The sequence below is a fragment of the Flammeovirga sp. SJP92 genome, assembly GCF_001583495.1.
In the GTDB taxonomy this organism is placed as follows: Bacteria; Bacteroidota; Bacteroidia; order Cytophagales; family Flammeovirgaceae; genus Flammeovirga.
In genome coordinates this window covers 88210-102063 of sequence record NZ_LQAQ01000116.1, presented here as the reverse complement: position 1 = coordinate 102063, position 13854 = coordinate 88210, and the positions used below count along the sequence as shown (strand labels likewise).

4 protein-coding genes are annotated in these 13854 nt (G+C 37.5%); all 4 read right to left on the bottom strand.

Translation table 11 applies throughout. The features are described from left to right. Nucleotides 1–13 precede the first annotated feature (13 nt). The 4 genes from AVL50_RS30795 to AVL50_RS30780 all read right to left on the bottom strand — a co-directional run bounded on the left by AVL50_RS30795 (nucleotide 14) and on the right by AVL50_RS30780 (nucleotide 13853). Entirely contained in the window at nucleotides 14–1768 is a 1755-nt protein-coding gene (locus AVL50_RS30795; RefSeq protein ID WP_172826956.1) for a right-handed parallel beta-helix repeat-containing protein, read from the bottom strand. 7 nt (nucleotides 1769–1775) lie between these two features. After that, nucleotides 1776–8969 carry a LamG-like jellyroll fold domain-containing protein gene (locus tag AVL50_RS30790; RefSeq protein WP_062621611.1) on the bottom strand — a complete coding sequence of 2398 codons (7194 nt, stop codon included), beginning with the start codon at nucleotides 8967–8969 and terminating at the stop codon, nucleotides 1776–1778. Between the two features lie 105 nt (nucleotides 8970–9074). Beyond that, nucleotides 9075–10721, bottom strand: coding sequence for a RagB/SusD family nutrient uptake outer membrane protein (locus AVL50_RS30785; RefSeq protein WP_082796082.1), 1647 nt, complete (start codon nucleotides 10719–10721; stop codon nucleotides 9075–9077). Nucleotides 10722–10733: 12 nt separating this feature from the next. Further along, nucleotides 10734–13853, bottom strand: coding sequence for a TonB-dependent receptor (locus AVL50_RS30780; protein WP_062621609.1), 3120 nt, complete (start codon nucleotides 13851–13853; stop codon nucleotides 10734–10736). Nucleotide 13854 lies beyond the last annotated feature (1 nt).

Here is a 13854-nt window from a genome sequence, read left to right as displayed (position 1 = left end):
TAAATTTTAAACGTTATTCCATTAAAACATTACTGACATTCTCCTGAAAAACAGGATTTAAGTACTCCTTATACAGATCTTTAGAGTTTCTCTGGAATATATTATTTCCTAAGAAAATATTTTTAGCACATTCAATGGAAATTGCTCTTTTATTGTATATAAAATGGTTGCCTTCAATGGCGATGGTATCCAGTCCTTTCCAATCTGCATTTGTAACACCACACCACTTTCCTTTCGCCTTAGGGTTTTTAAGTTTTGTTACTCTCATTCGTATAGTTGCCGCATTATAATCTTTCAGATAAGTTTTATCAAACCCAACGTTTTTAAAAAGATTATTTTTAATAAGGATATCATGAGCTACAAAACCTTCTCCCCAATCTACACCATTATTGATGGCAATAGCACATTGGCTGAGGTTTTCAAAAACATTGTTTTCAATCACGCCATAATTACTTTGAAGCAACATACCGTACCGCCTAGCATTTCTGAAGGTATTATTTCTGAAAATAAATGATTCACAAGCTTGTGTATCAATATAAGCGATGTCTTTTCTTTTGTCTTCTCCAAATTGAGTCAAACCATTGATACTTTTATTGAAAGTCAGTAAAAATAAGCTTTTCTCTTGTCTCTCAACATTAATAACGTATGCTTCATCTAACAAAATGCCTTCTCTTGGATTAAAAAAGCGTAATATATCTCCTTTTAAAACCCCTCCACCTTTGGTCAATATTTGATTCTTTTGAGGCTGTTTTAATATGTATTTCCTTACTGCTTTAAGATTGACGGCATCATCAGAATAACCTTCAAACAGGCAATTTTCTACCCAAGGCCCAAACTTAGAACCGCTCACATGAATACAATCTGCATTGGCCGAATGAAATCTGCCGGGCTTTAACCGAATTCTACAGTGCAATATATTCCATTCCTTATTGCCATGTGCGGCATAACTCCCTGCAGGAGAGGCGTAACTCGTGATGTTTCTGTAGGTAAGGTTTTCACTATTTAAAGAGGTGAAAATTGTTCTGCCATTATTCCTTGCTAGTTGAACAAAAACATCCCCTATGGCCATATCTCTAATAAAATGACTCTGTGGTTGTTGGATTCGGTAAGTACGTTTCCCTATTTTCTCCCACCCTCGGTATGGGTACAGATGTCCCGCACCATCTTTTAATTTGCCTGGAACGTTTTTATCCATAAGCATTCCCCACCGCTCCGTTGATTCTACAAAATAGGAAGCTGAAAGTTCGGGAAAACCTTCATCAATACAGAAGTCAAAGGCTTTTGCTTCGGGATGAAGTGCTATAATTTTACCTTGCGTAAACGGTAAAGGGTCATAATCGATATAAAGGTTTTTGATGACAACATTTTTGACGTTAATGATCTTCAAAAAACCAATCATGGGATTATGTACAATGATTGTGGCACCATTGCCATTGATTACCAAGTTATGATTCCTAGTTAATGTAAGAGCGTGAGTACCCTCAGAATTTCCCTTCAAATCATAGGTTCCTTCTTCCAATAAAAGCTCTACATTTTTTCCTGCTTCGGCCATGGAAGAAGCTTTTTCAAACGCTTTTCTAAAGCTCTTGGTATCATCTTCTCCATCATTAGGAACAGCCCCAAACTTGGAAAGGTGAATCACTTTTTTGTTTTCTAGATCTAAAAGTGGCAACTGTCTTTTATTCCTAAAAAAGTCGGGTTGATGGTATTGTTGCCCCATCGTTAGATAAGGTAAAAACAATATTGCTAGTAGAAAAATTGGTCTCATTTTATAATTAGTCATACATTAGTTTCTTCGTAAAGATATTTCCATCTTGATCTACCAACCTGATGATATACAGTTGTTTTTTATAGATCGATACTGAAATTTTTGTTGATCGTTGTTGAATACTGGCAGTATGATGTACCCTGCCTGTACCATCAAATAAGGTAAGTGACGCTACTGGATTCCCTGTTCCCTTATACAGCACATCAATTCCTTTTTTAGAAGGTGACACTTCCCAATCAGCATTCATAAATTCGTTTTCAATAGCTACTATTTCTTCAAAAATGAAGTCCGAATTCAAAATATCCATCGCCTTCCCTTTTTCTCCTTCTTCTAGAGTAGGGTCATTTTCATTATGCATCAGTTGATTATCAATAATACTTCCCGCCTCAACACAGTTCGCTACAATTCCAACTTTGTTGTAAGTCATCGTATTATTTTTAATCCATATATTTTTTATGCCCTGCTCATCACAATCTGCCGGGGTTTTACCACACCACTTATCATTTTCATCACAATCCTCCTTTTTCAGTTTCATCACCATCATTTTGATTGTAGCGGCGTACTCATCATTGATATAAGTCTTATCGTAACCACAGTTGGTAAATGTATTGTTTTGAATGAGGATGTCATGAGCAAGAAAACCTTCTCCCCAATCCACGCCGTTTTCCATCACTAGGCCTCCTGTGGAGAGGTCTTCAAAAATATTGTTCTCTATCACGCCATAAGCACTCTGAATCAACATGCCGTACCTGCGGGCATTTCTGAAAATATTATCTCTAAAAACAAAAGACTCTGTTGCTACATCCTCATTGTAAAGATGATCTGCACTTTGGTGTGTGCCTACCTTCTGAATATTTACCGCTTCAGAAAGTATAATATTATAGGTTTTGTCATCATTATCGGCGATGGACTGCACCATGGCTCTTTGGATTACTTTGCCTTCTCTTGGATTAAATACAACCACATTACTTCCTACTTCAAGTAATGAATTTACTTTCAATTCTGTTGAGCTCACCGCTTCTATAATATTCGATTTGGCATGTTTCATATTCACAGCATCATCTGCGTATCCTTCAAAAATACAGCCTTGCATCCAAGGGCCGATTTTTGCTCCAACCACATGCATTCCATCCGCATTGGTACTGTGCACTCTCCCTTCTTTAAGCAATACGTTACAGTGAATGACATTCACTTCCTCATTATTAGCCATACTGAAAGTACCTGCTGGACTTGCGTAAGCAGTTAGGTTTAAGAAAGTGACGTCTTTACATTGATTTGTTCTTGTGATTGTTCGTCCATTATTTCTAGCCAACTGCACAAAATAATCACCAACTTCAAAGTTCTCAATTTGAGAAGGCGACATTTGGAGAGAAAAAACACGGTCACCTAGATCATTCCAGCCATTAGGGTCAGTTTTAATGAGATTGGCTACTCCTTGTTTCATAAATCCTTTTTCATCCTTGATATAACCCCATGAATTTGTGGCGTTCATCATAAAGTTCTCATTGAGAGCTGGAAACCCTTCATCTATCTTCATTTCAATATGATCATCTGCTATCGAAATCACTTTTCCTTGGGTAAACGGCAATGTTTCGTAATCAACTTCAAAACCTTGAACAACAACATTCTGGGCATTAAATAAGGAAATAAAACCAACTGTTGGTGTTTTAATATTGATTTTTGTACCCGTACCATCTATGATGATATTGGACAGATTTGCGAGGAAGAAAAGATAAGTAGCATTTTCATTCACTGACAAAAGATCGTACGTCCCTTTTCCAAACTTCACTCTTACAGGGTTTTCTTCATTTGCTATTGAAACAGCCAATTTTAAGGCATCATTAATGGCCTTGTAATCATCTCGGCCATCATCAGGAAAAGCACCGAAATCGGCTACTTTTACAGTTGATACCGTTGGGAATGTAAGAAGAGGTTTATTTCTCTCTTTCCTAAAGAAATCTGGAAGTTCTTCAAAAGAAAAGAGATCATTAGGCACCTGCGTTGAAGGGCCTGTAACTGTTACTTTAAAAGACTGCACTTCAAGCAATTCATAACTTCCACTATACAATTCAACAGTGATTTCTGAAGTGCCTTCCCCCACTTCATTTAATACTAAAAGAGAGCCTTCTACTTGCACTTTTACGACATTAGTATTACTTGAAGTCACATTATAAACTACCCCTTGGTTATTTATATTGAAAAAGTCCGTCATTTCAATAAAAGCAATTCTAAAACCACCTTCAAACTCACGGTCTTCTACTATAATATCCTCTTCTCCAATAAAATCGTCTCCTTTGAAAATAGCCATTACTTCATCCTCAGATAATGCACCTGTGTACCATTTATAATGACTCATTTTGACATCTGAGTTGGAGGCCACTTTGAAATTTCCACCACTTTGGGTGTTAATCTTTTCATGTCCTTCCCAAGGAGAAACAAGTACTGGTCTTTGTTTTCCATCAATATATATCTTAATGTCATGTATGCTTTCCCCTTCTGTAACAACTGCCACATGATGCCAATCACTTACAAAATCAAAAGATTCTTGTGTTTCAACATAACTGAACTCATATACCGGAGCTCCATTTTCATCATCATAAGTGTTGTAATAGAGTACAACTCTGATTTTATTATTGGCTCTATATAAAATATTAAATTGTCCCTCACCGGCAATTCCGTAACTTGTCAGCACCGATTGTTTGGTATCATTGGCTTTAAACCAAGTTGCCATAGAGCGTTTCTGACTTCCTAAAATGCCCTTGTAATTATCCACTTCCAACGTACCTACATTAAATAAGATAACGTTTCCTTTCTCTTGATCCTTGTGCCCTTTTTCATATACTCCACGCATCACTGCCTTTCTGTGGAATTCCGAATAGTCATAAGGGTCTCCCGGTAAATCTGCAGGTTCATCAAACCTAAAATCTAACTGTAATTCTGTTTGTTCTACATAATTTCCCTTTTCTACTACAAATGAATTTGTAACAGACTTTGCAGGATTATACTTCAAGTCTCCTAACTGAGCAGCAGTAATACTCACTTCACCATACCCTACTATCTTTGCAACATTTCCTTCAATTTGAATGATTCCTTCATCAGAAGAAGAAAAATGCACTTCTAAACCCGAACTAGAGGAAGCTTCCAGCATAAAATCAGGATCTCCATACACCTTATTTTCTATAGTTTTGAACTTAATTTCTTGATCCTTCCTAGAAATAAAAGCTTTGATTTCTGTATCTGTCAATGCCCTATCGTACAACCTGAAATCACTGTAATAGCCTTTATATTTATTGGCCAAAGTAAAAGTGGCAGGACCTGTATTCACTATGCTGTTTACTCCCGTCAATGTTGTAGACATTAAATTGGTATTGATGTAAATTTTCACCTCTTCCAACGGTGTATTTTCTTCAATGACAATTTGCAATAAGTTCCATTGATCTTGCTGTATAAGATGAGTTGTTGCTGTGACAATATTCCCACCTGATACAAATTTCACTTGTCCTGTAGGTAGAATTTGTAATGAAATGTTGGTGGTTTCTTCTTCCTCAATCGTGATGCCCTGATACATGATGGTCTTTTGCTCAGACAGGTCTGTTGGTTTGATCCACATCGAATAAGTTCTGGCATTCATTCCCGTCACTCCATGATAATTGGCTGTACCATCTTTAAAAATCAAATGGCCCTTTCCGCTCGGAATAGATGCAAATAAAACATTACCTCTCTCTTCATCTATTACCCCAGGAGTGACCATAGCACCTTCTTCTGTGATACTATTTAATACAATATTATTCAGTACTCCCTTATTGATAAAGTCTACTTGATCGGCTACTTCATCAAAAGCAAACCACAACAACGGCTCTTCCGAAGGGCCTGCTACTTCTTCCTCCACCACTGAAATCCCAAACTTTTCTTCCACACCAAAAGAGAACGCCGTTACTTCTACTTCACCTACACTTATCCCAGTCAGAATTCCATCTGATAAAATGGCCACATCAGTATTACTAATAGTATAAGACACAGGCAAATTGGAGGTTGTAAAAGCATTGACTCTTACTCTTTCACCTACATTCAAGAGTGATGGCATATCAAAAATAATTGTATGCTTAAACTCTGTTGAAGAATAGAGGTTCAATGCCTCCTCTTCACTGACCGCTCTTTCATAATATTTAAAATCACTGAAAGATCCCCAGAATTTATTCGCAATAGCAAAAGTGGCCGGTGCGGTATTGAGTACGTTGTCATTCGACACATCAAACTGTGCTGCTTCGCCATTGATGTACATTTTGATATCAGACAGCATCGCTTCCTTTGGAATGGAAATCACGATATGATTCCATTGATTTTCTGTGAATTGGTATTCTTCTGTCGTGATAATGTTACCACCCGCCACTAATTTTACGGAACCTGTTGGAAGAATTTGAACACTCAAAGTGGTTGCCTCTCCTTCAGTTTTACCTGCGAAAAATATAGTATTGAATACCGATAAATCTGTAGGTTTGATCCAGGCGGAATACGTTCGTGCTCCAATCCCTGTCACCCCGGCATAGCTTTCACCAGCTTCGCGGAATAGTAAACTGCCTGTACCTTGCTCCATATTGATGTCTAACACAGGTCCTTTGTCTGGATCTTCTACACCCAACAAAATAGAAGCTCCATTTTCGGTATTGGCTACCAAGCTCACTTCTGAACGTAAGCCCGTATTGATCAACTCTTCTGAAGAATTTAAAGCAAAATCAAGCAATGGTTTTTCCTCTGGAATATAAGGCGTAATCGTCATCATATAAGAGGAAGTCACACCAAATGAAGTTGCCTCTATTGTCACCTCGCCTTCTTCTAATGCAGTCAGTATTCCGTCTTCAATTTTCACTTTAGAGGGGTCAGAAATACTGTAGTCAAAATCCAAACCTGAGGAAGTGGAAATTTTCAATGCTACTGATTCTCTTTCTGCAATAGATATCGGTAAGTCAAAATTAATACTGTGCGTGAAGACCGTGGAAGTATACAATGATAAAGCTTCTTCTTCACTCACTGCTCTTTCATAATATTTAAAATCACTGAAAGCCCCCCAGAATTTATTCGCAATAGCAAAAGTGGCTGGTGCGGTATTGAGTAAATTATCATTCGACACATCAAACTGTGCTGTTTCACCATTGATGTACATTTTGATATCAGACAGCATCGCTTCCTTTGGAATGGAAATCACAATATGATTCCATTGATTTTCTGTGAATTGGTATTCTTCTGTCGTGACAATGTTACCACCTGCCACTAATTTTATGGAACCTGTTGGTAGTAGTTGAATGGAAATTGATGTTGCTTCTTCCTCATCAATTCCTGCATAAAAAATAGTGTTGAATTCAGATAAGTCAGTAGGTTTTATCCAAGCCGAATACGTTCTTGCCCCTGTGCCTGTCACGCCAGTATAATTACTTCCATCAGCTTCTTTAAATATTAAACTGCCTGTGCCCTGAGCCATATTGATGTCAAGTACCTGACCTTTATCTGTATCCAAGATACCTATATTAATACTAGCTCCTCCTTCTGTATTTTTTTTCAAAATAACATCCGACAACACTCCACTATTAACAAAATCCTCTGAACCTGCAGCTTCATCAAAAGCAAAATCAAGCAATGCGTTCGTTGCTGGAATATATTCTGTAACGATTAATTTTCTTACCACTTCAGACGCAGCATTGTATCTATCATTTCCTGATTGAGTAGCAGTGATATTGGTCTCTCCCGCTCCAACAATAGTAAGTGTTGTACCGTTAACAGTAGCCACAGAAGGATTGGAACTTTCAAAAGTCACTTCAAGCTGAGAGGATGCAACTGCCGATAATTCTACCGTTTTTGTTTTGGTATTTAATGGTATCAGCTCTTCAAAAGTGATGATTTGATTAAATTTCACAGCATTAAAAACATCTGTTATTTCCTGTGCTGATAGTGCCCCTTTGTAAACTTTATAATCACTGAAATATCCTTGTGCAGCATTTGAAATTCTATAATCACCTGCAATAATAGTGTTGATGGAAGTTTCTGTCAGGTTACTTAAATCAATGCTCTTTTCCTCACCATCTACATAAATTTTCACATCAGAGGTAGTCGCTCCACTTGTAGTCACAACAATATGTCTCCAAGACGTAAAATCAATTGGTTCTTCCACAGCTAGAAAGCTTCCTCCTTTATCAGCACTGTAGAAATTATAGAGCCTGAAGGAAGAGTTGTCCCTTATTTGAAGGTCAAATTTATTCTTCTCACTACCATAATAGGTCAATCTATCTGTAACGCCAGCTCCTTCTTTTTGCTTGTACCAAAACATGATGGTGCGGGGAGTTGATCCTTCAATTCCTCTAAAAGAAGTTGCACTGACCGTAACCCCATTGGTAAACAATACCTTTCCCAATTCAAGGTCTTCAAATCCAATGGACAAATCTGATGAAGCAGTTGAAATACTGTAGTTATTTTCACTCGCATCAGACAACGTATTGGCATTGGTCACTACATCCAATAGCAATTCCTTTTGACCATATATATTAAAAACTTCGCTTGCATTTAAATATTGATCATAATACCTAAAGTCTGCCACATCTGCATTGAGTGTTGCAAAAATTTTAAATACTCCTGTGTTAGTATTGATTGTATTATTAGCACCTGATATTCCTACCTCTGAAAGGTCTCCATTAATATAAAATTCTACATCATGAATTCCCACAGATTGCTGTAACGCCACTGTAACATGATTCCATTCATTCAGTTCCAAAAGGGTTTGTGCAGCAACCCAGTTTCCTCCGTTGTCTGCTAATTTCACTTTTCCTTGACTGGTCAACTGTAATGTAAAAGTTGTTCCTGCTCCTGAGCCCGTATAAATAAAATTCTGGGTTCCCGAAAATACTTTTGGTCTGACCCAAAACGAATAGGTTCTTGGTAAATCTCCTTTCGTAACCGGATAGTTTGCTCCTGTGGATGTTTTGAAGAAAATACCTTGACTCTTTGAATCCACACTTGCAAATGATGCCCTTGTTTGATCGGACTGCTCATATGTAAAACCACCTGCATCACTGAAAACAATATCAGTTTTTGTGCCGATGTTAGTAGGTATAGCCTGATCAAATAAAAGCTGTGCCAAAGGGTCATTTTGTGCTATTCCAACCAATGGAATCAGCGACATCACCACCCATAATATATTTTGTAAAAACTTCATTTTGTTTTTTAGTAATAGTTTGTCGAAATAAATTGAATACTAAGAGTATGTTTCAAACATACACCAAGCAACGAGATTGTGTGTAATTTGCACTGTTACGCTAGTTTAATAGCCTGAATTTTGAATTAGATTCGTGTTTAAGATCAGTTCCGTTTCTGGTATTGGCAACCAGATTTTATAAGGTGCAAAATTATTTTTAAGCAATTCCATTTGCGGTTGATATTTGCTCCCTTCCAATGTCAGGTTCTTCATTACTTCTTCTATGATTCCCCAACGAATCAAGTCCAGTTTTCTCCAGCCTTCATAGCATAATTCACGGGAACGCTCATCTCTAATTTCTTCCATGATATCATACTTTTTATAGGCAAAAGTGAGTTCATTTGCCAGCTGACTGTCTCCCCCTGCTGCTCTTTCTCTTACTTCTTTCAAATAAGATCTTGCCACTGTTTCATTGGCATTTACTTTCACCTCATATTCTGCCTGCATCAATAAAATATCTGCATACCTGATCAGCTGAAAATTACAAGGACTTGCCCACGGTTCTAAAGGATAAGACCCCGGCACAGGCTGTCTCCATTTCCCAACACTAATGTTTGTCTTTCCTTGATTAATAGTTTGAGGAACAAAATACTCTACACCAAAAAAGTTTTCTTTAACGGATTGATTATTGATCGTTCCCGTTACATTATTGGCCAATCGAAGGTCTTTTTGATGGTATTGATCCATTAATTCTACACTAGGGCGAACGATTCCATACCCACCTCCATTGGTGTTTATATTTCCCTGAGGAATAAAACCGTTTACATAAATAACAATTACGTCCTGATTGTTAGTTGCTTCCACACCAAAAAGTACTTCACTGTAAGTATTTTGATTGGTTTCAGCTCTAAATAAATGAACATAATCTTCCACTAATGCCTTCTGACCAATAATAGCATAATTGATGGTGTATCCTTTCTGATAATAAATCTCACTCTCTACCCAACCCAATTGATTGATATCTGTGTTATGATAGCGGTCAATATTGTTTTCTTTTGCCGAAGCCAAATACAAATACATTTTAGAAAGATACCCTGCCGCTGACCATTTATCTGCTCTTCCAGGAATAGAGTTTTGAGCCGGCAAATTTTGATACGCAAATAGTAAATCTTCTTCAATCTGAGTATATACTTCTTGCAATGTTGCTCTGCTTAATGTATCCGCACCACTTCCATCTATTGACTTAATGATGGGAACCCCACCATACAACCAAGCCAAATACTGATAGTAAATTCCCCTCAGAAACCTTGCTTCAGCTATTTGTTCCTTTTTTCTGAACTCCCCTTGAAACGTTACTCCTTCTATTTTCTCCAAAAAGAAATTAGCTCTTTTAATACCCGCATAAAAGAAAAGCCAGGCCTCTCTTCCCATTATATCTGAGTCATTGTAAGTATAAGTCAAGTAAGGTTGATATAAAATTTGATTGGAATTGGGCACTGCTTCATCTGATCCCCCATTCAAAATATAAAGCATATTTCTTCTAAAGGTAGACGCATTTCCTTCTCCATTCACATCACTAGCGTTCAATATATTGTAGATTCCTGTAAGGGCAGTTTCGGCACTGATTGAATCTACGATCAGATCCTCTGGATCAATTTTAGATTTTGGAGGTACTTCAAGAAAATCATTACACGACATCTGAAATAAGAATAGAAACCCAAAAAGAAATGAGGTCAATGTGTTTGTTTTAAAAGTAAAGTTCTTCTGTTGCATTGTCTTCTTCTATTATAGATTTACATTCAGTCCCAAAGTCATGGTCGTGGCTCTTGGATAGCCAATTCGATCCAAACCCGTCATCACTGGATTATTAAAACTCAACTCTGGGTCGTACCCTGAATAAGGAGTCCACACAAAAAGGTTATCTGCTACACAGTAAACTCTGATGTTTTCTACATTGATACTATTCAATAACTTGCCACTGAAAGTATATCCCAATGAAATATTCTGTAAACGGATAAATGAAGCATCTTCTACATAATAAGAAGAAACGTCTTTTGCTCCTGCATTAGCTAGCTTGCCATAACTGTTAGAAGGATGCTCTTCGGTCCATCTATTATCCCAATACTCCTGCGTCACATTATTGATTTGCTGTACACCTAACCCGCCTTCGTATCTGAATCTTCCAGCATTGTAAATTTGGTTGCCATACGACCAACGGAAGAGAATATTCAAGTCAAAACCTCCGTATTTAAAAGTATTGGAAAAGCCACCAAAATGCTGAGGTACACTTTGTGATATCACCGTTTTATCATTATCGGAATCTACAATTCCATCTCCATCCAAATCTTTGTATTTGAAATCTCCAGGCTGCACGTTTCTTCCTGCCATACGCACCACACCTTCTTTCAGCGATCCATCAGCATTAAAATCTTCTGATTGATAAATACCATCAAACGCATAACCGTATGCAGTACCTATAGATTCACCTACCACCAAGCGACCTAAATCCGTCATATATCCGCCTGGAATCGTAAAAGGCATTTCATCTACTCCTCCCAAATCCAGAATTTTATTTTGATTAAAAGTGATATTGATAGAAGAGCTCCATTGGAATTTTTGCTGGTCCAGATTAATAGTATTCAAAGACAGTTCAAGCCCTTTATTCTCCACTGCACCCACATTTTGCCACTGTTTAGCTTGTCCACTGACGCCCGTTACATTGGCATACAGCAATAAATCGGATGTTCTTTTATAATAAATATCCGCCGTAAGGTTTATTCTATCCTTTAAAAAGCCAAAGTCTACACCAATATCATGTTGCCATGTCGTTTCCCATTTAAGGTCTGATGAAGATTCATAAAGTGGAGCAAAGCCTTTGTCAATAGTTCCACCATTTCCATAATCTGCAGACGAGGCATAACTATACGCCACATCAGTAGGAATTCGGTCATTGCCAGTAGTTCCTGTACTAAACCTGAACTTGGCTGTACTGATCACTTTGTCTAACCCTTTCATAAAGTGCTCTTCCCCCAATTGCCAAGCAAAAGCAGCAGAAGGGAAAAAGCCCCATTTGTTATTTCTAAATTTTGAAGACCCGTCTGCTCTATATGAAAAGGTAAAAAGGTATTTGTTTTTGAAAGTATAATTCAACATTCCCAAACCTGACATCCTTGTATTAACTTGACGAGTAGAATAGGGTGTCTCCACATTTTGAGCAAAACCTAAGTCGTCTACTCCTACCACTTCATTTACATAACCAGACGTTTTAATCAGGTTACTCTTGAATTCATATTGCTCCACATCCCATGCCGCTTGAGCACTGATTTTGTGTTTTCTTTTGAAGTTATTACTATAAGATAAAATATTTCTCAAAAAGGTCGTTGCTCCATTATTGTTTCTTATAATGCCTTTTCCATTTGCTGCTCTTCCCCAACTTGTATTTTTTCCATAAAACTCCCTCGACTCTGAAAGTACTCTATTGGTACCTACTGTTGTTCTTAAACGAAATTTCTTTGTGAAGTTCAATTGCATATAAGCTGTGGCTAAAATCCGATTCATTTCCACGTTCTTATAAGCATCAGTCAGCATGGTGTATGGAGAGGTCAAACCTCCCGTTTCATAACTATCCAGGTCTAAACTAGGATCAATTAAAATTGGATTAAAAACAACGATGGATTGCGTAATACCATTAAAATTACCATTTCCACCGTTCAGTGCAGCACCGTTGTTATTCGAGTTAGAAAAATTCAAATTTCCACCTAACTGTACCCATTTATTTGCTTTTTGATGGACATTGATTCTACCTGTAAACCTGTCATATCCCGTTCCTTTAATGATGCCCTGCTGTTCTAAATAAGAAAAAGAAGAGGAATAATTGAACCCCTTGCCTCCTCCATTAAAAGATAAATTATAGTTTTGGATATGAGCCTGAACAAAAGCTTCGTCTTGCCAATTGACCATCATTGAATCTGGAAAAATTCTCGGCACTCTCACACCGTCTATTTCTTCTCCATATAATTCTGAATTGGGGTCTCTTTCAAAACGCATGGCAGCATAAGTATTTCCATCCAGAACATTGAGTTTTTTAGAAGCATTGGCCACACCATGAGAAATATCTAAATTGATCTTGAATTTACCATCCTGCCCTTTTTTTGTGGTAATAATAATAACACCATTGGCACCCCTTGATCCATAAATTGCAGTTGCTGAAGCATCCTTTAAGATTTCTACCGAAAGAATATCATTAGGGTTGATGGCTGACAATGGATTGTAAGATTGCGTTGATCCAAAATCTCCCGAAGCTACTTCACCATCATTGACTTCAACTTGCACTCCGTCTACCACATACAAAGGTTGAGAATTCATACTCAATGAATTTTTTCCTCGGATATTGATGTTTACACCTGCGCCAGGTTCTCCTGATTGTGAAACAATCTGAACACCCGAGGCTCTTCCTTGCATAGCCTCCATAAAAGAAGTTGCTTTGCTTTTGGTAAGTTCATCACCATGTACTGACCCTACCGATCCGGTCAAGTCTTTCTTTTTTACCTTTGCCCCATAACCAATAGCCACCACCTCTACCTCTTTTAAGGCCTTCTCTTCAATCAATAAGTTTATATTGATGGTGGTTTGGTTTCCTACTTGGATTTCCTGGGTTTTATAACCCACAAATGAATACACTAAAACTGCATTTTCATTTGGAATAGTGATTTGGTATTTGCCGTCAAAGTCAGAAACCGTTCCTTGATTGGTTTCTTTTATTTTAATATTAACGCCTGGAATCGTCAGCCCATCCTCTCCTGTAATGGTGCCTTCCACCACATTTTGAGCATAAACGCCTTCGATGACCAACAGATAAAATAGTACTAAAAAGAATAGTTTACTGTTCTTTTTGTCAGTTGCCATA